19 protein-coding genes are annotated in these 19681 nt (G+C 69.9%); 9 read left to right on the top strand and 10 right to left on the bottom strand.

Going from position 1 to position 19681, the window contains the following annotated elements; translation table 11 throughout:
- Window positions 1–69: 69 nt before the first annotated feature.
- Both E9232_RS25535 and E9232_RS25530 read right to left on the bottom strand, forming a co-directional pair.
- Entirely contained in the window at window positions 70–1344 is a 1275-nt protein-coding gene (locus E9232_RS25535; RefSeq protein WP_309798836.1) for an ABC transporter substrate-binding protein, read from the bottom strand.
- Between the two features lie 79 nt (window positions 1345–1423).
- Window positions 1424–2611, bottom strand: a complete 1188-nt coding sequence (locus E9232_RS25530; RefSeq protein ID WP_309798834.1) for a class I SAM-dependent rRNA methyltransferase — start codon at window positions 2609–2611, stop codon at window positions 1424–1426.
- 254 nt (window positions 2612–2865) lie between these two features.
- Here E9232_RS25530 and E9232_RS25525 point away from each other — a divergent pair, with 254 nt between their 5' ends.
- The 6 genes from E9232_RS25525 (at window position 2866) to E9232_RS25500 (ending at window position 9443) form a co-directional block, all read left to right on the top strand.
- A complete protein-coding gene (locus tag E9232_RS25525; RefSeq protein WP_309798832.1) occupies window positions 2866–3921 on the top strand; it encodes a HoxN/HupN/NixA family nickel/cobalt transporter in 1056 nt (351 codons plus the stop codon).
- A 39-nt stretch (window positions 3922–3960) separates the two neighbouring features.
- Entirely contained in the window at window positions 3961–5010 is a 1050-nt protein-coding gene (locus tag E9232_RS25520; protein WP_309798830.1) for a P1 family peptidase, read from the top strand.
- A gap of 104 nt (window positions 5011–5114) precedes the next feature.
- A complete protein-coding gene (locus E9232_RS25515; protein ID WP_309798828.1) occupies window positions 5115–6587 on the top strand; it encodes an ABC transporter substrate-binding protein in 1473 nt (490 codons plus the stop codon).
- A 349-nt stretch (window positions 6588–6936) separates the two neighbouring features.
- Window positions 6937–7884, top strand: a complete 948-nt coding sequence (locus E9232_RS25510; RefSeq protein ID WP_309798826.1) for an ABC transporter permease — start codon at window positions 6937–6939, stop codon at window positions 7882–7884.
- Window positions 7885–7888: 4 nt separating this feature from the next.
- Window positions 7889–8719, top strand: coding sequence for an ABC transporter permease (locus tag E9232_RS25505; protein WP_309798824.1), 831 nt, complete (start codon window positions 7889–7891; stop codon window positions 8717–8719).
- 103 nt (window positions 8720–8822) lie between these two features.
- Complete coding sequence (locus E9232_RS25500; protein WP_309798822.1) at window positions 8823–9443, top strand: glutathione S-transferase family protein; 621 nt, start codon at window positions 8823–8825, stop codon at window positions 9441–9443.
- Between the two features lie 50 nt (window positions 9444–9493).
- Here E9232_RS25500 and E9232_RS25495 read toward each other — a convergent pair whose 3' ends face one another.
- The 6 genes from E9232_RS25495 to gpt all read right to left on the bottom strand — a co-directional run bounded on the left by E9232_RS25495 (window position 9494) and on the right by gpt (window position 15366).
- Window positions 9494–10039 (bottom strand): carboxymuconolactone decarboxylase family protein, encoded by a 546-nt coding sequence (locus E9232_RS25495; protein WP_309798821.1) that lies wholly within the window; start codon window positions 10037–10039, stop codon window positions 9494–9496.
- 34 nt (window positions 10040–10073) lie between these two features.
- A complete protein-coding gene (locus tag E9232_RS25490; RefSeq protein WP_309798819.1) occupies window positions 10074–10691 on the bottom strand; it encodes a nitroreductase family protein in 618 nt (205 codons plus the stop codon).
- Between the two features lie 372 nt (window positions 10692–11063).
- Window positions 11064–11981: an NADP-dependent oxidoreductase gene (locus E9232_RS25485; protein ID WP_309798817.1), complete on the bottom strand. Its 918-nt coding sequence runs from the start codon at window positions 11979–11981 to the stop codon at window positions 11064–11066.
- A gap of 397 nt (window positions 11982–12378) precedes the next feature.
- A complete protein-coding gene (locus E9232_RS25480; RefSeq protein WP_309798815.1) occupies window positions 12379–13398 on the bottom strand; it encodes a helix-turn-helix transcriptional regulator in 1020 nt (339 codons plus the stop codon).
- Between the two features lie 303 nt (window positions 13399–13701).
- On the bottom strand, window positions 13702–14862 hold the full coding sequence (locus tag E9232_RS25475) for a M24 family metallopeptidase (RefSeq protein ID WP_309798813.1): 1161 nt from the start codon (window positions 14860–14862) through the stop codon (window positions 13702–13704).
- Between the two features lie 12 nt (window positions 14863–14874).
- Window positions 14875–15366, bottom strand: coding sequence for a xanthine phosphoribosyltransferase (gene gpt, locus E9232_RS25470; RefSeq protein WP_309799089.1), 492 nt, complete (start codon window positions 15364–15366; stop codon window positions 14875–14877).
- A gap of 144 nt (window positions 15367–15510) precedes the next feature.
- Between gpt and E9232_RS25465 the strand changes: the two genes are divergently transcribed.
- Window positions 15511–15765: a hypothetical protein gene (locus tag E9232_RS25465; protein WP_309798811.1), complete on the top strand. Its 255-nt coding sequence runs from the start codon at window positions 15511–15513 to the stop codon at window positions 15763–15765.
- 67 nt (window positions 15766–15832) lie between these two features.
- On the opposite strand, the gene E9232_RS25460 is transcribed toward E9232_RS25465, so the two are convergent.
- A complete protein-coding gene (locus E9232_RS25460; protein ID WP_309798809.1) occupies window positions 15833–16468 on the bottom strand; it encodes a FecR family protein in 636 nt (211 codons plus the stop codon).
- A gap of 137 nt (window positions 16469–16605) precedes the next feature.
- Between E9232_RS25460 and E9232_RS25455 the strand changes: the two genes are divergently transcribed.
- Together E9232_RS25455 and E9232_RS25450 are read left to right on the top strand one after the other, a co-directional pair.
- Window positions 16606–17319 carry a Crp/Fnr family transcriptional regulator gene (locus E9232_RS25455; protein WP_309798807.1) on the top strand — a complete coding sequence of 238 codons (714 nt, stop codon included), beginning with the start codon at window positions 16606–16608 and terminating at the stop codon, window positions 17317–17319.
- 4 nt (window positions 17320–17323) lie between these two features.
- Window positions 17324–19456, top strand: coding sequence for a CHASE2 domain-containing protein (locus E9232_RS25450; RefSeq protein ID WP_309798806.1), 2133 nt, complete (start codon window positions 17324–17326; stop codon window positions 19454–19456).
- Here the strand turns inward: E9232_RS25450 and E9232_RS25445 are convergent, their stop codons facing one another.
- The gene (locus tag E9232_RS25445) at window positions 19457–19678 is read right to left on the bottom strand and encodes a hypothetical protein (protein ID WP_309798804.1); all 222 of its coding nucleotides are present in this window, start codon (window positions 19676–19678) and stop codon (window positions 19457–19459) included.
- Window positions 19679–19681: the final 3 nt, after the last annotated feature.

The following is a 19681-nucleotide window of genomic DNA, read 5'->3' as shown; positions in this document are numbered from 1 at the left end:
AAAGCCGCTCTGGCCGCCCCTGGATGCCACGGTCAAGCCGTGGCATGACAAGAAGAGATAGGTGCCGGCCTACTTCCCCGGCGGCTTGTACCAGGCGTCGAGGGTCTCCTGCACCTTGGCACCGGCCTGTTCCGCGGTCAGGGTGCCGTTCAGCACCTGGGCCGAGACGTTCCAGATCGCCTGGTCGACATTGGGCTTGCCGCGCGACAGAATCTGGTGCGCCAGCCGGATGTTGGAGCCGCAGCTGTCCTTCCAGCTCTGGAACTGCGCCGCCAGCGGGTCCTTCAGCTCGACCTTGTGGGTCGACAGGGTGAAATAGCCCGGCAGGGCGTTGGTGTAGAGCGTCGCGAATTCCGCCGACGCCACCCATTCCAGGAAGGCCCGCGCGGCTTCGGGGTGCTTGCCGCCGGCATTCATGCCGAAGCCGATATCGGTGTGGTTCGAGATGAAGCAGGGATCGCCGGCCTTCTCCACCGGCGGCGGGAAGGCGCCGAGCGGGAAGTCGGCCTGGGCCTCGAACAGCGGGATCTCCCACGACCCGGCCGGGTAGATCGCGGCGCGGCCCAGGGTGAACAGGTTCTGGCTGTCGGGGTAGGATTGCGCCTGGTAGCCGTCGGCCAGGTAGGGCTTCCACGTCGCCAGCTCGGCCCAGGCCGCGACATAGGGCGCGTCGGTGAACTTGGCGGTGCCGGCGATCAGCGCCTTGCGGCCGGGTTCGCCGTGCCAGTGGTTAGGGCCGATGTTCTGGAAGCCCATGGTCGCGGCCTCCCACTGGTCGGCGCTACCGAGCGACAGCGGCACGTCGCCGGCGGCCTTGATCTTGTCGAGCAGGGCGAGGAATTCCGCCTGGGTCTTCGGCGGGGCCAGGCCGAGATCGTCGAACATCTTCTTGTTGTAGATGAAGCCGCCGATGACCGAGCCGACCGGCACGCAATAGGTGGTCTTGCCGTCGTCGGTGCTCCACGCCGTCTTGGCCGCGTCGGTGAAGTTCTCGATGCCCTTGAGGTCGTTCACCGGGGCCAGATGGCCCTTCTGGAACAGCGCCAGCGAGGCGTCGAAGGCGCGGCAGGCGATGATGTCGCCGGCCACCCCGCCCTCCATCTTGGCGTTCAGCGCGGCGTTGTATTCGGTCGGGGCCGAGGGCGCGAAGTTCAGCTTGATGCCGGGATGCGACGCTTCGAAGGCCGGGACGATCTTGTCCTGCCAGATCTTGAGATCGTCGTTGCGCCAGCTTTCGATCGTCAGCGTGACGTCCTCGGCCCGGGCGGCGTCGGTGAGCCCTGCGCCAGCCAGGGCGATGAGCGCGGCGCCGGCCAGCAGCGCGCGCGATGCGATGGTGTTCATGGTCTTGGGCCTCCCCCTCTTGTCTGGTCTAGACCAGCGGCTGGAGGCCGGCTTGTCAACCCCGGGCGGAGAGGGCTCGTCAGTCCAGCTGCAGCACGATGCCCTTGAGATAGGCGCTTTCCGGCAGCAGCGGGTGCACCGGATGGTCCGGCCCGGCGCCGGACTGGCGCAGGATGCGCCCGGTGCGCCCGGCATCGACCAGGCCGCGCGCCACCTGCTCGGCGAACAGCACCGGGTCGACGTGATGGCTGCAGGAGAAGGCGCAGAGGAAGCCGCCGGGCGCGGTGATCCGGGCGGCGAGACGGGTCAGCTTGGCATAGCCCCGCGACCCGGCGGCGAGGTCCTTCTTCGACTTCACGAAGGCCGGCGGGTCGACCACCACCACCTCCCAGCGCTCGCCCTCGCCGCCGCGGCGCTCGATCTCGGCGAAGGCCTCGCCCCGCGCCGTCGTTACCCGGTCGGCGACGCCGTTGGCCGCCGCCGCCTTCGCCGCCAGCTCCAGCGACGGGGCCGAGCGGTCGACCAGCGTCACCGCGGCGGCGCCGGCCAGCGCCGCCTGGATGCCGAAGCCACCGGTGTGGGTGTAGACGTCGATCATCCGCCGGCCGCGCGCCAGCTTGGCCACAAAGGCGCGGTTGTCGCGCTGGTCGAAGAACCAGCCGGTCTTCTGGCCGCCGAGCGGGTCGGCCTCGAACACCGCGCCGTTCTCCTCGACCGCGACCGGGCCGTCGAGGGCGCCGCGGGCGACCCGCACCTCCTCCGCCAGCCCTTCCAGGCTGCGCACGGCGCTGTCGTTGCGCAGCACGATGGCGCGGGGCTTCAGCAGCTCCTCCAGCGCATCGCATAGCGGCCCTTCCAGCCGGTCCATCAGCGCGGTGTTGCTCTGCACCACCAGCACGTCGCCGTAGCGGTCGACGATCAGCCCGGGCAGCCCGTCGGCCTCGGCATGGATCAGGCGGTAGAAGGGCCGGTCGAACAGCCCGTCGCGCAAGGCCACGGCCGCGGCCAGGCGGCGGCGCAGGAAGGCGGTGTCGATCGCCATGCCCGGGTCGCGGTGCAGCATGCGGACGGCGATCAACGCGTGCCGGTTGAAGCCGCCGACGCCCAGCGCCTTGCCGTTCGCCGACTCGACCCGCACCGGGGCGCCCAGCGGCACCTCGCGCAGGTCCGGGGTCATGGCGATCTCGTTGGAGAAGATCCAGGGGTGGCCGGCGGCGACGCGCTTGTCGCGGCCGGGCTGCAGGCGGATGGTCGGCAGGTCGGTCATGGCGGCGGAGCATAGGGATTCGGCCGCCGGACGCAAATCGCCGTGATCGATTGCCGCATAACGCCGATTTGCCGATCGGCGCGCCGACCGATGCGTTGACCGGTCCGAAGCGGCAAGCCTAGCCTTTTCGCCGATGGTTTTCCGCACGGGATCGGACGGAACCGCGGCCGGGTGACGACGCCCGACGCCGCGGCGGGTCCCGGCGGCAGGGGGAGCGCTGCGATGGCCTGCAACGTCACGGATGGGATCCCCCGGTGCTGACCCAGATCAAACGACTGTTGGACGAGAGCGCGCCCGACCTGCGCGGCCGGCTGGTGACGATCTATGCGGTGCTGATCGCGCTCAACCTCGGCGCCTGGCTGTGGGCGCTGCTGAGCTTCTACGACAAGCCGGCCCTGCTGGGCGTCGCCCTGGTGGTGTACGGGCTGGGGCTGCGCCACGCGGTCGACGCCGACCACATCGCCGCCATCGACAACGTCACCCGCAAGCTGATGCAGGCGAGGCAGCGCCCGGTCACGATCGGCTTCTTCTTCGCCATGGGCCATTCCACCGTGGTCGTCATCGCCGCCGGCGCCGTCGCCCTGGCGGCATCGCTGCTGGACGGCTTCGACAGCTTCCAGAGCGTCAGCGGCGTGATCGGCACCGCGGTCTCGGCCCTGTTCCTGTTCGCCATCGCGGCGATGAACATCGTCATCCTGGTCTCGATCTACCGCAGCTACCGCCAGGTCCGGCGCGGCGGCGCCTATGTCGAGCAGGACCTCGACATGCTGCTGAACAACCGCGGCTTCCTGGCCCGGATCTTCCGGCCAGTGTTCCGGCTGGTGACCCGCAGCTGGCACATGTTCCCGCTGGGCTTCCTGTTCGGCCTGGGCTTCGACACCGCGACCGAGGTGGCGGTGTTCGGGGTCTCGGCCGCCCAGGCCACCAAGGGCGTGCCGTTCGAGGCGATCCTGGTGTTTCCGCTGCTGTTCGCCGCCGGCATGTCGCTGGTCGACACCACCGACGGGGTGATGATGCTGGGCGCCTATGACTGGGCGTTCGTGAAGCCGATCCGCAAGCTGTACTACAACATGACCATCACCCTGGTGTCGGTGATCGTGGCCATCCTGATCGGCGGCATCGAGGCGCTGGGCCTGATCGGCGACAAGCTGGGGCTGAGCGGCGGCTTCTGGGACGCGGTCGGGGCGCTGAACGACAACTTCAACAATCTCGGCTTCGTCATCATCGGCATCTTCATCGCCGCCTGGGCGCTGTCCTTCGCCATCTACAAGGCGAAACGGCTGGACGAGCTTGACGTGCGGTCGGCCTGAGCCGATGGCTGGCCGGAGCACGACCGAAGGCCAGAGACCATGACCATCCGCCCCGGCCCGCGCAACGCCATCACCGACATCGCCGGGCTGCGGGTCGGCCAGGCCGAGGACCTGGCCGCGCGCACGGGCGTCACCGTGCTGCTGCCCGAGATGCGCTGCGTCGCCGGGGTCGATGTCCGCGGCGGCGGGCCCGGCACCCGCGAGACCGACGCGCTGGACCCGACCTGCATGGTCGAGGCGGTGGACGCGCTGGTGCTGGCCGGCGGTTCGGTCTACGGCCTCGACGCCGCCTCCGGCGTCGTCTCCTGGCTGGCGGCGCGCGGCCGCGGCCTGCCGGTGGCCGGCCTGCACGTGCCGATCGTGCCCGGCGCGATCCTGTTCGACCTGGCCAATGGCGGTGACAAGAGCTGGGGCGACACCCCGCCCTACCGCGCTTTAGCCCTCGCCGCCTGCGACGCCGCCGGCACCGAGGTCCGCCAGGGCAATGCCGGGGCCGGCACCGGCGCCAAGACCGCGACCTGCAAGGGCGGGCTGGGCACCGCCTCGGCGGTCGACCCGGAGACCGGCATCACCGTTGGCGCCCTGGTCGCGGCCAACCCGGTCGGCGCCGTGACCATGCCGGACGGCACCTTCTGGGCGTGGCCCTGGGAGCAGGACAGCGAGTTCGGCGGCCCGCACCGCCCGACCGGCCCGGCCTCGCCCGAGCCAGAATTCTTCCGCCATCCCGCCGCCGCTCCTGCGGTCGGCACCGCTTCGCCCCAGCCCGATCTGGGCGGCAACACCACGATCGGCATCGTCGCGGTCGACGCCATCCTGACCAAGGCCGAGGCCCAGCGCGTGGCAATCATGGCGCAGGACGGGCTGGCCCGCGCCATCCGCCCGGTGCACACGCCGATGGACGGCGACACCATCTTCGCCCTGGCCACCGGCGCCCGCGCGCTGCCCGAGCCGCGGGCCGTGGCGCTGGCCCGGATCGGCGCCATCGCCGCGGATTGCGTCGCCCGGGCCATCGCCCGCGGGGTCTGGCATGCCGAAACGCTGGGGCCGCACCCGGCCTGGCGCGAACGCTGGGGTGCGGCCAAGCCTTGAACCCAGCCCGACCGGGCTGTCATCATCGCGGCGCGACCAACCGGATTCGGACCGGCCGACAGCGAAACCGGCCGGACAGGGAGATGACGATGGGGATGAGGGGCATGCTCGCAGCCGCCACGCTGGCGGTCGGGCTGATCGCGACGCCGGCGCTGGCGGCCAAGGACCAGGCCGTGATCGGCATGGTGCTGGAGCCGCCGAACCTCGACCCCACCGCCGGCGCCGCCGCGGCCATCGCCGAGGTGGTCTACGCCAACCTGTTCGAGGGGCTGACCCGGATCGACGGCCAGGGCCAGGTGCAGCCGGGCCTGGCCACCGAGTGGAAGGTGTCAGACGACGGGCTGACCTACACCTTCACGCTGCGCCACGGCGCCACCTTCCACGACGGCACCAAATTCGAGAGCGACGCGGTCAAGTTCTCGCTGGACCGCGCCCGCGCCCCGGATTCGACCAACCCGCAGAAGGCCTTCTTCGAGCCGATCAAGTCGGTCGACACCCCGGCGGCCGACCAGGTGGTGGTGACCCTGTCGCATCCCGACGGGATGTTCCTGTTCAATATGGGCCAGGCGGCGGCGGTGATCGTGTCGTCGATTTCGGCACCGACCGACAGCACCAAGCCGGTCGGCACCGGCCCGTTCAAATTCGTCGAATGGGTGCCGGGCGACCATGTCACGCTGGAGCGCACCGATGCCTATGCCGGGCCGGCGCCCAAGCTGAACAAGCTGATCTTCCGCTTCGTCGCCGACCCGGCCGCCGCCTCCGCCGCCGTGATGTCGGGCGACGTCGACGCCTTCCCCAACATGCCGGCGCCCGAGACGCTGGACCAGTTCAAGGCCGATCCGCGCTTCGTGGTCGAGATCGGCACCACCGCGGGCAAGACGGTGATGGCGGTGAATCAGCGCCGCAAGCCGTTCGACGACGTCAAGGTGCGGCGGGCGCTGGCCATGGCGATCGACCGCAAGGCGCTGATCGACGGCGCCATGTTCGGCTACGGCACCCCGATCGGCAGCCATTTCGCGCCCTATGAGGCCGCGTACAAGGACCTGACCGGCGCCTATCCCTACGACCCGACGAAGGCCAAGGCGCTGCTGGCCGAGGCCGGCTATCCCGACGGCTTCAAGGCGACGCTGAAGCTGCCGCCGCCCGGCTATGCCCGCCGCGGCGGCGAGATCATCCAGGCCCAGCTGGCCGAGATCGGCGTCCAGGTCGAGCTGATTCCGGTGGAATGGGCGCAGTGGCTGGAGCAGGTGTTCAAGGGCTTCGACTACGACATGACCATCGTCTCGCACACCGAGGCGCTGGACATCGGCATCTACGCCCGCGGCAAGGACAAGTACTATTTCGGCTACGACAACCCGGCCTTCGACCAGGTGATCCAGCAGCTGAACAGCGCGGTGGATCCGGAGCAGCGCAAGGCGCTGTACCAGCAGGCGCAGCAGATCCTGTCCGACGACGAGGCGGCGATATTCCTGTTCCAGCTGGCCAAGACCGGGGTGCGCAACGCCAAGCTGATGGGGATGTGGCAGAACAGCCCGATCGCCGCCAACGACATGACCGGGGCGTATTGGGCCGAATGAGAAAGGCGCTGCCGTTCCCTTTCAGTCCCGCTTCCCGCAAGGGGCTATCGGACTCTCACATCCGGGATCGGCAGGGCAGCCTTCGGACGAGAGAGCAGATTGCCTCTCCCGCTTGCGGGAGAGGTCGGGCTCGCGCAGCGAGACCGGGTGAGGGCAGCCCGGCCGCGACACCAGAATCTGAGTTTTAGGGGCGGGCGGATCATGCGCTCCTTCCCGGTCCAGCGGCGCTTTCGGTGAGGCCGCCATCCCCTCACCCGGAGCCGCTTCGCGTCTCCGACCTCTCCCGCAAGCGGGAGAGGCAATCTCGGAGAAGCGGCCCTCGCCCCCTCTTCGCGGCCCGGAGCCCCTGATGCTGGCCTTCCTGGCGCGGCGGTTCGTGACGCTGCTGCTGACCCTGGTGGCCGCCTCGATCGTGGTGTTCACCGTGCTCGAGGTGCTGCCCGGCGACCCCGCCCTGCTGATGCTGGGCACCGAGGCGCGCGAGGACACGCTGGCGGCCCTGCGCAGCCAGATGGGCCTCGACCGGCCGGCGCCGGTCCGCTACCTCGACTGGGTCGGCGGCGCGCTGACCGGCGATCTCGGCACCAGCTACACCTATAAGCTGCCGGTGGCGCAGCTGATCGGCGACCGGCTGGCGGTGACGGCGCCGCTGGCGCTGTTCGCGCTGGCCCTGTCCACCCTCCTGGCCCTGCCGCTGGGCATGCTGGCGGCGATCAAGCACAACCGGGTCGGCGACTGGGGGGTGATGGGGTTCAGCCAGCTCGGCCTCGCCGTGCCCAATTTCTGGGTCGGCATCATGCTGATCTGGCTGTTCGCGCTGCAGCTGGGCTGGTTCGGCGCCGGCGGCTTCCCCGGCTGGTCCGCCGGCTGGGGCGGTGCCCTGCACGCGCTGGTGCTGCCGGCCCTGGCCCTGGCCCTGACCGAGGCGGCGATCCTGGCCCGCGTGGTGCGCTCGGCGATGCTGGAGACGATGCGCGAGGACTATGTCCGCACCGCCCGGGCCAAGGGCCTGTCGAAGGGCGCGGTGCTGCGCCGCCACGTGCTGCGCAACGCGCTGATCCCGGTCGCCACCATCATCGGGCTGCAGTTCGGCTTCCTGATGGCCGGCGCGGTGGTGGTGGAGAACGTCTTCACCCTGCCCGGCCTGGGCCGCCTCGCGTTCCAGGCGATCGCCCAGCGCGACCTGATCGTGGTCAAGGACGTGGTGGTGCTGCTGGCCGCCATCGTCGTCGTGGTGAATTTCCTGATCGACGTGGTCTATGCCGTGATCGACCCGCGGCCGAAGCAGGCGGGGTGACACGATGGTCCGGCTGCTGACCCATCGCGGCTTCATCCTCGGCCTGGCACTGTGCCTGGTCTTCGTCGGCATGGCGCTGCTGAGCCTCGTCTGGACGCCCTATGCGCCGAATGCCATCGCCATCCCCCAGAAGCTGCAGACACCCAGCGCGCTGCACTGGCTGGGCACCGACCAGCTGGGGCGGGACACCCTCTCGCGGCTGATGGTCGGCGCCCGCACCTCGGTCGCGGTCGGGGTGGTCGCGGTCGCCATCGGCCTGGCCGCCGGGCTGCCGTTGGGCTTGTGGGCGGCAGCAAGGCGCGGCTGGACCGACGAGATCCTGGGCCGGGCGATCGACTTGACCTTCGCCTTCCCGGCCATCCTCAGCGCCATCCTGATCACCGCCCTGCTGGGCCCCGGCGCGGTCAACGCCATCCTGGCCATCGGCATCTTCAACATCGCCGTCTTCGCCCGGGTGTCGCGCGGCGCGGCGATGGTGGTGTACGGCCGCGACTTCGTCCGCGCCGCCCAGTCGCTGGGTCGGTCGCGCATCGACATCGCGCTGCGCCACGTGCTGCCGAACATGGCCAATGCGCTGATCGTGCAGGCCACCATCCAGTTCGCCATCGCCATCCTGGCCGAGGCGGCGCTGGGCTATCTCGGCCTCGGCACCCAGCCGCCGCAGGCCAGCTGGGGCAAGATGCTGCTGGACGCCCAGACCCTCTTGGCCCAGGCGCCGCTGCAGGCGGTGTTCCCCGGCCTCGCCATCGCCGTCGCCGTGCTGGGCCTGAACTTGATCGGTGACGGGCTGCGCGACCTGATGGATCCCAGGATGAAGGTCGGGCGAATCGGATAAGCGCCCACGCAAGAACTTTGCGCTGCCACGGGACAATCAGGCGCAACATCCCGCCGACCGGCGGATACCGTCGCGAGACCGCAATCCAGGCCGGGGCCGACCGATGCAGCTGCTGTACCAGACCCATTCCCCCTATGCCCGCAAGGTGCTGGTGATGGCGCATGAGGCCGGGCTGGCTGGCCGGATCGAGGTGATCCACCACGAGACCAGCCCGACCCGGCGCAACGACACCGTGTTCGCCGCCAACCCGCTGGGCAAGGTGCCGGTGCTGGTCTGCGACGACGGGCTGGCGCTGTTCGATTCCGTGGTGATCTGCGACCATCTGGACAGCCTGCATGACGGGCCGAAGCTGATCCCGGCCGCCGCGGGTCGGGCCCGGGCCCTGACGCTGCGGTCGCAGGCTATCGCCCAGGGCCTGGCCGATGCCGGCATCGCCCTGCGCTGGGAGACGGAGCGCCGGCCGGAAGCGCTGCGCTATCCGGCGTTGGCCGAGGGCCAGGCGGCGAAGCTGGTCGCGGCCTATGACTTCATCGAGAGCGAGGTCGATCTCGACGGCCCGGTCGATCTCGGCCAGATCGCGCTGGCGACGACGCTGAGCTGGCTGGAGTTCCGCCGGCTGCCGCCGTTTCGCCCGGGCCGCCCACGCCTGTCGGCCTGGTACGACGCCTTCAGCCGCCGCCCGTCGATGCTGGCGACGCCGCTGGAGGGCGAAACCCAGGATTGAGAGTGCAGGTTGGGTTCGCCGACGCGAACCCAACCACCGAATTGCGGAATTCAGACCGACCCGGCCGGTGTCACGGCGGGAAAGTCCTTCTCGGGATCGAACACGTTGTTGAAGAAATTGGTCAGGGAGTACATGGCCACCAGCGCGACGATCTCCATGACATTCGCATCCGTGTGGCCGGCATCGCGGACGGCTTTCAGATCGGCGTCACCGACATGGCCGCGGGTTTCGATCACCTTGCGGGCAAACTGGACGGCGGCATCCCGCTTCGGGTCGCTGCCATGGCCCTTGCGGGCGAGGATGATCTCATTCGCCGGCAGCTTGGCCAGATGCTCGGCCGTGAAGCTGTGGACCGTCAGGCAGTAGTTGCAGCCATTCACTTCGGAGACCGCGAGGCCGATGCTGTCACGCGTCTTCACGTCGAGCGCCTTGCTCAAGGAGAGGAGCAGGGCGGCCCATGCGTTGAAGGCGATCGGGCTCTGCGCGAAGGTCGCCATCATGTTCGGGGTGAACCCGATGTTCTTGGTGAACATATCGAGAGTCGGCTTTGAATCGGCCGGCACCTGTTCCGGCTTGAGAGCCGCGGCTCTTGCCATCGTATTCTCCGCAAGTCACTGATTGCACGGGGAATTAGACGAGATCCAGCACTTCGGCCACCGGACGGCGCGGCTTCTGCGGCCAGTTTCCCGGGCGCTCCGGCCCGACGGACAGCAGCATGACCGGCACCTCGTCCTCGGCCAGTCCGAATTCGCGGGCCACGGCTTCGGCATCGAAACCGATCATCGGCGTCGAACCCAGGCCCAGCGAGCGGGCCGCATAGATCATCGCCGTCGCGCCGATGGCGCCGGAGCGCACGGCCTCGTCACGCTGGCGCTGGGGGTACTCCAGATACAGGCCGCGTGCGGGGATCTCCCAATCCGGCACCATCGCTGCCGGCATGATGCCCGCTGCCACCAGCGGCGCCAGGCGCTCCGGTATCACGCTGGAATCCGCCAGCTGGCCGCAGATGATGAAGGTGACGGCCGCTTCGGTGATGGGAGGCTGATTCCAGGCGATCGGTTTCAACCGAGCCTTGGCTTCGGGCGTGCGTACGGCGATGAAGCGCCAGTTCTGCAGGTGGAAGGATGTCGGCGCGGTGGTGCCGATCCGCACCAGCTCGCGGATCTGGTCGTCGCTCAAGCTGGCGGCAGGGTCGTAGTACTTGGCGGCGCTGCGGCTCAAAATACAGTCGATGACGGCGTTGGTCATGGCGGATCCGTTGGACATGGTGATTTCTGTGGGTGGAGGGTGGGGTGAAGTAAAAGAGCGATCCGCTCTTTCTCTTCCGGAAATGCTGCCGGGATGGAGCCTGTCCGGCATCTCATGCCAGGAGCCATGGATCGCGTCCCGGATTGTCCCGGGCGCGTCCAACTGGGCGCAGTCGGCCGTTCCGGACAGCGCCGGCCGGCCGCATGCATCGATGGGCGCGTGTCGCCTAGAGACCGTTTGGAAATGCGCTGGTGTGAGTCGGCTGGCGGTGGTTTCGAGAACCGGCGCGCAACGGACGTTTGAGTGCGTGAGCACCGAAAGCGGAGAAACCGCCGTCAGACGGCCTCACCGGTAGCGTTTCCAAACGGTCTCTTAGGGACGGACGCGGATGATCGTCTTGCCCGGGCGCCGCTCGGTCGGGTTGAAGGCGACGACGGCATCGTCGAGGGTCGAGACGGTGCCGATATGCGGTCGCAGGCGTCCGTCCCGCACCCGCTGGACGATTTCACCCAGCTGGGCACGATCGGATTCGACAACGAAATCGACCGCCCGGCCGTCGGTCGGCCTCACCTCGGCCGGCCCGACGACGGACACCAGCGTTCCCCCAGCCCGAACCAGGCCTGCGGATCGCTTCCCGATGTCGCCGCCGATGACATCGAACACCAGATCGATGGCGCCGATGTCTTCCAGGATTTCGTTGTCGAGGTCGACGAACTCCTGTGCGCCGAAGTCGAGCGCCGCCTGACGGTCGGCGGCGCGTCCGGTGCCGATGACGTGGGCGCCGGCCGCTTTGGCGAGCTGGGTCACCATCGACCCGACTGCGCCGGCCGAGCCGTGCACGAGGACGCTCTGCCCCGCCTGAAGGCGGCCGTGCTGGAACAGTCCCTGCCACGCGGTCAGGCCCGAGATCGGCAGGCTCGCGCCCACCGTGACGTCGACGTCGCCCGGCAGCGGCGCGAGGTTGCGTGCCTCGATCGCTACATACTCCGCCAGCGTGCCGTCGCGGTACCAGTCGGCGAGGCCGAACACCCGCTGTCCCACCGACAATCCCGTCGTGCCGTAGCCGAGAGCGGTGACCACGCCGGCCAGTTCGTGCCCGGGGATCGACGGTGTTCGGTCACGGTCGCGGCGATCGGTCCAGGTCGAGGGCCATGCCAGCTCGGTCGGGACGAATCCCGATGCATGGATCTCGACGACGACGTCGTTGATCGCCGCCTGCGGCTCGGGCCGCTCGGCCAGCGTCATCCCGGCCGTTCCCGCCGCCTGGTCCGTCACAACGATTGCCTTCATCGTCCACCTGCCTGTGTGCGGTAGCTCGTGATCTGAAGCCACGCTGCCACCGGTGCCGGCGCGATGAAACCCGCTTCGGGCGTCCCTGGACGAGCGGACACGCATTCTGGAATCCGGAGCTGGCGAGTGCCGAGGATCAATGGCTGACGGGATATCGAGCGTCTTCGTGCGTTGCCTCTCCCGCTCGCGAGACCTTTTCAGAACAGCGTTCCACCCTTTGGCCGTCATTCCCGCGAAAGCGGGAATCTTCTGCAGATCAAGCCGCTACGAGATCCCCGCTTTCGCGGGGATGACGAGTTGAGGGATTGTGAAAAGGTCTCGCGAGCGGGAGAGGTAACAACTCACCGCCTCAGTTGGGTCGCGGCGCGGGTGTGCTGGAGCTCACGCCGCGTTTGGCTCAGGCGTCCCCATCCGCCTCATCGGTCTTCGCGCTCTGCCGGTAGTCGCTGGGATCGACATCGTAGGCTTTGCGGAAGGCCCGCACGAAGCTCGAGCGGCTTTCGTAGCCGGCGTTGTAGGCCACGACGTCGACCGGGGCTGACGTCGTAGTGAGATCGAGCGCCGCCTGCCGCATCCTGAGATCCCGGACGACGGCCATCGGCGAACGGCCGAAGACCCCCGAGAACCGCGCCATGAAGGCCGACCGGCTCAGGCCCGCGCTGTGCGCCAGGCTCTGAACCGTATGGGCGGCCCCCGGACGCGCAACCATGTCGGCGAAGGCACGCGTGATCTGCCGGTCCGCCAGAATCGAAAACCGATCAATCCAGCTGCGCGAGGACTTCATCGACCGCCGCACCAGGGCGACGATGACCTGCTTCAGCAGGGACGCCGTCATGGCGCCCGTGCCGAGTTCCTGCGCGCAAAGCTCCTCTACCGCTTCGCGAAGCTTCAGGCCGATCCTGTCCGTCGGCTCGAATTTCTCGACCACCGGCTCTTGCAATTCGCGAAACAACCCGACGGACTGCCCGAAGGATGCGTTGAAGAAGCCACAGATCTGGATGATTTCGGGCTGCTCGGCCGGCATGCCGATGCGCAGCACGCCGTCATGCCGCTGCCAGCAATCGCGAGAGATCAGCGTCCTCGGGCCGCCGGCTCCGTCGACCTCGATCGCGAACGGGGTGTTCGGAGGCTTGATGATGAGCAGATGGGGCTCGAGCGGGATCGAAGGCCCGTTGCCGATCGAGATCCGTCCCCTGCCGCTGACGGTGTAATGGATCGCCGGCGCGTCGATCGTCCCCATCTCGGCGCGATGGTCCGGTGGAATCAGCATCTCGGTGAGCGCGATGACATCGATCTCGAGCGCCCGCATGAGGTTGTCGAGGTCGGCGGCGGAGAGCTTCGAGGCAGAGCCGGCGATCATCGAATCGGTCCGCTCGCCCCGTCCGCTCCCGGCCCGCGATTTGCCCGTGTTCTGCATGGCAATCTGCTTACAAGACCAACCCGTGAATCCGCCAGACGGATCATGCCTTGATCCCTGAGCTGGATTTCAGGGCACGCTGAAAGGACTTCGCGCAGCGGCCGTCCGATCAGATATGTAGGTCGATCTGCAGGAAACTGTCGGCGCTCGTCTGGTCTCGGCCTTCAAGGGTGGATCGTCGGGGAGGTATGGAGCGCGGCGCCGATTCACCTCTCCTTGGGGAGAGGCCGGAAATCCCTGGGGATTTCCGGGTGAGGGGGGCGGCCCCGGCCCATCTCATTCCAGTGCCGATGACGGCGCGGCTCAGGCGACGACGAGGTCGGTCGGCGCCAGGGTCAGGGCCTCGCAGCCGGTGTCGGTGACCAGCACGGTCTGGCCCGAGGTCATGGCCAGGCCGCGGTCGCTGTCGTAGAGGATGATGTGGATGAAGAACACCATCCCGGGCTCCGCCAGCGTCGGGTTGCCGTGGAAGAACATCGACAGGCTGGGCGCGTCCATCCAGTTCGGCGCGAAGGTGGTGCCGAGCGCATAGCCGCAGGCGTTCAGCCGGGCATGGCGCAGCCCGGCGGCATCCGCCACCCGGGCATGGGCGTCGAACACGTCGCCTAGCGGCCTGCCCGGCCGCAGCGCGGCCTTCGCCGCCTCCAGCGCGTCCACCGCCGCCTTGTGCATCGCCCTGTGCTCCGGCGACGCCTTGCCGACCAGCAGGGTGCGCATCAGGCAGGCGTGGTAGTGCCGGTAGGTACCGGCGAATTCGAGCGTCAGCTGGTCTTCGGCCGAGAGGTGACGACGGCCGGTGAAGTACCGGCACATCAGCGCGCCGGGGCCCGAGCCGATGATGAACTCATTGGCCGGGTCGTCGCCGCCGCCGCGCCACACCGCGCCCTGCATCGCCGCCAGGATGTCGCCTTCGAAGGCGCCCGGCGCGGTCAGGTCGACCGCGGCCTGGTAGGCGGCGTCGGCCAGCTTCGCCGCCTCGCGGACGTAGACCAGCTCGGCCGGGCTCTTGACCATCCGGAAGCGCGAGACGAGGTCGGAGGCATCCTCATGCGCAGCGTAGCCGTCGAGCTTGGCCTTCAGCCGGAAACCCAGCGCCGCGGTCAGGCCATAGGCGTCCCATTCGACCCCGACCTTGCCGTCGCGGACCTGGTATTCGTCCAGAATCGCCAGCAGGTCGTCCGCCGGCTCGGACCCCGCCCGGTCGACCCAGACGCGCACATCCTCGATCACCGAGGTGAAGTACGCCTGCCGCTCGTCGGCGGAGCGGGTCAGCAGCGTCATCCGCCCGTCCACGCTCAGCCACAGGCACTGGAAGTAGACATAGCCGAAGGTGTCGTAGCCGGTCAGCCAGTACAGCGACTCCTGCCGGAACACCAGCAGGCCGTCGAGGCCGCGGGCGGCGATTTCGGCACAGACGCGGCGGCGGCGATCCGCCAGCTCAGACGCCTCGAAATGGATCGGCATGGAGGTCTCGCTTCAGCGCTTCTGGCGGATCTCGGCGATCGGCTCGGCGTAGCGGTATTCGATGTCCCAGGGGAAGAAGATCCAGGTGTCCTGGCTGACCTCGGTGATGAAGGTGTCGACCAGCGGCCGCCCGGCCGGCTTGGCGTAGACCGTGGCGAAATGCGCCTTCGGCAGCAGGTCGCGCACCACGCGCGCGGTGCGGCCGGTGTCGACCAGGTCGTCGACGATCAGCCAGCCTTCGCCGTCGCCCTCGATCGGCGCCTTCAGGAGCTTGGATTCCCGCTTGTCCTGGTGGTCGTAGGTCGAGACGCAGACCGTGTCGATCAGCCGGACGTCGAGTTCGCGCGCCAGGATCGCGGCCGGCACCAGCCCGCCGCGGGTGATGGCGACGATGCCCTTCCACGGCCCCAGCTCGGCCAGGCGCCAGGCCAGGGCGCGGGCGTTGCGGTGCAACTCCTCCCAGGAGACCGGGAAGTCCTTCCGGAAGCTGGGATTCTCGGCCATGTCCTGCAACTCCACCACCTGGGAATTGGGCTTCATAGCGCAACCGCGACGGCGCCGGAAGGGCGATCGCCTTGATGTCGCCATGCTGCCGGGCGATACCTCGGCTGCAGCCGACCGGCTGCCATACGACCTTGAGAGTGGGAAATGCTCCGCCTCGTCCTGATCGCCGGCCTTATCACCTTCGCCGCCGCGCCGGCGCTGGCGGCCGTCTGCGACGTCAACGCCGAATCCGCAGCGGTGGTCGCCGCCTGGGGGTCGAAGGTGCGCGACGGGTCGCTGCCCGAGGACAAGCTGGCCGCCATCTCCGCCAAGATCCAGTCGATCCCGTCGATCAGCGCCAAGGATCCGGACAAGGCCTGCGCCACCCTGGCCGAGATCAAGCGCGAACTCGGGCTGTAGGCCGCGTCCCGCCGGCGACGCCCGGGCCCGGCCCAGACATCGCCTCGATTTGCGCCGCCCGCCGCCCTCAGCGGAAGTTGATGATGTCGAGCGCCCGCTGGATCTTGGCGGCCGGCCAGCGCTTGACCACGTCCGGCGGCGCCTTGCGGGTGGTGACCATGGTGCCGTCGCCCGGCCCGAGCGAGACCGTGCCGCCATCGGTGGTGACGTCGACCGCGCCGGCGAAGACGAAGACGCCGAAGGCGCCGTCGATCGGGCCGGCGAAGAAGCGGGTGCCGCGCACCCCCAGCGTGGCGACTCCGGTTTCGATCGACAGGCGCCGGCCGGGCACGGATTCGATGCCGCCGCCGACGAACAGGAAGGCGCCCTGCAGGCGGCGCAGCGCCAGCTGCGCGCCGCCGCCACTGTCCCCGCCATAGGCGAAGCGGTCGACCACCAGCCGCGCCGCCGGCCCCAGCGTCAGCTCGGTGCCATCGTCGAGCCGGACCTGCAGACGCGACTGCGGCCCGGTCCACAGCAGGTCGTCGCGGAACACCGGCGAGGCCGGGTCGAGCAGCCGGTCCTGGCCCTGGTACTGCGCCCCGGCCGCCGGCTCCAGCCGGTCGACCGATCCGACCTTGGACCGGTCCTCGGCCGCCGCCGCGGCGAACGGCAGCAGCAGGCAGGCCAGGCCGAGCGCGAGGACTCTTGATATCGGTGTCATCCCAGTCTCCTTTCGAAACGAGATGATCGGGCATAATCAGGGCGCGGAGTGTGACGCCCGTCATCGCACCGCGCAACCGGCCTTCCCGTCGCGGCGGCGAGCCCCTATCCTGGCGCAGCGATGCCAGGAGAGCCCGAGTGGTCAGCGTTCAGCCGGCGGAAAAGCGTCGTTTACTGTCCGAAACCCCGTTCTTCGCTGCGTTTCCGCCGGCGCAGCGCGATGCCCTGGCCGCGCATCTGAGCGAGCGCAACTGCGACGATGGCGGCACCATCTTCCTGCGCGGCGACGACAGCACCAGCCTGATGATCGTCGTCGCCGGCCGGGTGGCGCTGCGGCTGACCTCGCCGCAGGGCCGCGAGATCCTGCTGGCCATCCTGGAGCCGGGCGAGATCTTCGGCGAGATGTCCCTGCTGGACGGCCGCGGCCGCAGCGCCGACGCCGTCGCCTTCGGCGACTGCCGGCTGCTGATCCTCGAGCGCCGCGACATGGTGCCGGTGCTGCGGGATTCGCCCGAGGCCTGCATCCGCCTGCTGGAACTGCTGTCCGCCCGGCTGCGGCGCACCAGCGACCAGCTGGAGGGCGTGGCCCTGCTGGCCCTGCCGTCGCGGCTGGCCCGGCTGCTGCTGGCGCTGTCCGAGACCCACGGCACCCGCTCCGGCGCCGGCCAGATGCTGCTGCCGCTGTCGCTGTCGCAGCGCGATCTCGGCCAGCTGATCGGGGCGAGCCGGGAGAAGGTCAACCTGCAGCTCGGCCGCTGGGTCGCCGACGGGCTGCTGACCCGCGAGGACGGCGCGCTGGGGATCCGCGACCGCGACGCGCTGGCCGACATCGCCGACATGGGAGCGCCGTGACCTGATGCGCGCCTTGTGGCGGCGCCTCGGCCCGGTCCTGCCGGGCCTCGTGGTCCTGGCCGGGCTGCTGGCCCTGCGCGTCGCCGACCCCGCGCCCCTGGAGGCGCTGCGGCTGCAGAGCTTCGACCTGTTCCAGCGGATGGCGCCGCGGCCCTACGACCCGGATGTGCCGGTCCGCGTCGTCGCGATCGACGAGGAGTCGCTGCGCCGGGTCGGCCAGTGGCCCTGGCCGCGCGACCGCCTGGCCCGGCTGGTCGAGCGGCTCGGCCAGGCCGGGGCCGCGGCGATCGCCCTGGACCTGGTCCTGGCCGAACCCGACCGGTCCGCCCCCGCCCGGATTGCCGAGCTGCTGGCCGGGCACGCCGACCCGGCCACGCTGGCGGCGCTGACCGCCGGCCTGCCGGACCCCGACCGCGACTTCGCCGCGGCGCTGGCCCAGGCGCCCAGCGTCGTCGCCTTCGCCATCAGCGACATGCCGGGCCGGGCGCCGCGCATCACCGCCAGCTTCGCCGAGATCGGCCCGGTCCGCGCCCAGCTCGACCATTTCGCCGGCGCGGTGCCGAGCCTGCCGATGTTCGAGGAGGCGGCCTGGGGCAATGGCAGCATCGGCGCCCCGTCCGGCCGCGACGAGGTGCTGCGGCGGCTGCCGGTGGTCGCCCTGCTGGGCGATACCCCGATCCCGTCGCTGGCGGTCGAGGCCCTGCGGGTCGCCCAGGACGCCAAGACCATCACCCTGCGGGCATCGACCGCGGCGATGGGGCTGGAGGTGGTCCGGGTCGGCACCGCGATCGTGCCGGTGGCGCCGGACGGCCGGATCTGGCTGCATTTCGCGCCCGACGCGCCGGCCCGCGAGGTGCCGGCCTGGCAGATGCTCGACCCCGCCACGCCGGACGCCACGGTCGCCGCCGCGGTGCGCGGCCGGGTCGTGCTGATCGGCGTGACCGCGGCAGGGTTCGGCGACACCGTGCTGACCCCGCTGCACGACCGCATCGCCGGTGTCACCGCCCATGCGGAGATCCTGGAGCAGATGCTGCTCGGCCGCTATCTGACGCGGCCGGCATGGGCGGTGGGGCTGGAGGGGACGTTGCTGCTGGTGCTGGGCCTCGGCCTGATCGCGTCATGGCGGCGCCTGCCCGCGCTGGTCGCGGCCGGGCTGGTGGCGCTGGCCGCCGCCGGCATCGCCGTCGGCGCCTTCCTGGCCTTCAGCCGGGCGGGGCTGCTGCTCGACCCGACGCTGCCGGCACTCGGCCTGCTGCTGACCCATGGCGCGGTGGCGGCGACGGCGCAGTGGCGGGTCGAGAGCGAACGCCGCAGCATCCGCGCCGCCTTCGGCCAGTATCTGGCCCCCACCCTGGTGGCCCGGCTGGCCGAGCATCCGGAACGGCTGCGGCTGGGCGGCGAATGGCGGGAGATGTCGTTCCTGTTCACCGACATCGCCAACTTCACCGCGCTGAGCGAGGCGGTGCGGCCGGACCTGCTGGTCGGCACCCTGAACGCCTATTTCGACGGTGTCTGCGACTGCGTGCTGGCGGCCGGCGGCACCATCGACAAGATGGTCGGCGACGCCTTGCACGCGATGTTCAACGCGCCGCTGGACCAGCCCGACCACGCCGCCCGCGCCGTCGGCTGCGCCCTGGCGGTGCATCGCTTCACCAGCGAATTCGCCGCCGCCCGCCGGGCCGAGGGCATGCCGTTCGGCGACACCCGGATCGGCGTCAGCACCGGCGGCGCCGTGGTCGGCAATTTCGGCAGCAAGCACCATTTCGACTACACCGCCTACAGCGATGTGGTGAACATGGCGGCCCGGCTGGAGCATGCCAACAAGCGGCTGGGCACGCCGCTGTGCATCGCGACGGCCACCGCCGCCGCCTGCCCCGGCCAGGTGTTCCGGCCGATCGGGCGGCTGCTGCTGCGCGGCCTGAGCACGCCGCTGGAGACGGTGTTTCCGGAGGTGCTGTGCACCGCGCCGGCCGCAGCCTATGCGGCGGCCCATGCGGCGATGTGCCGGAACGAGGCTGCGGCCGGCGAGATGTTCGCAGCGCTGGCGACCGCCCATCCCGACGACCCGCTGGCCCGGCTGCACGCCCGGCGCCTGGCCAAGGGCACAGCAGACGGCGACCTGATCACCATCGACTGATCAGAACTGGTAGGGCGCCCCGTGCCGACGCGGCCGCGACGATCTGATTTCCACCGTCTGGCGGGTGGGCGCCAGGACGCTCCAGCGGCGCGGCTGGACCACCCAGCGATGCGAAACTTGGGTCGGCTGCATCCCCTCCTCGTCGCGCCAGGCGGCGCGGCACAGGGCGAGGCCGTAGACGGCGGCGAGAACGACACCGCCGCAGAGAATTGCGAGCATCATCCG

This window comes from Inquilinus ginsengisoli (assembly GCF_031453975.1).
Taxonomy (GTDB): domain Bacteria; phylum Pseudomonadota; class Alphaproteobacteria; order DSM-16000; family Inquilinaceae; genus Inquilinus; species Inquilinus ginsengisoli_A.
Note: the sequence above shows the minus strand (reverse complement) of the source record. Positions and strands in the feature narration are given on the sequence as shown.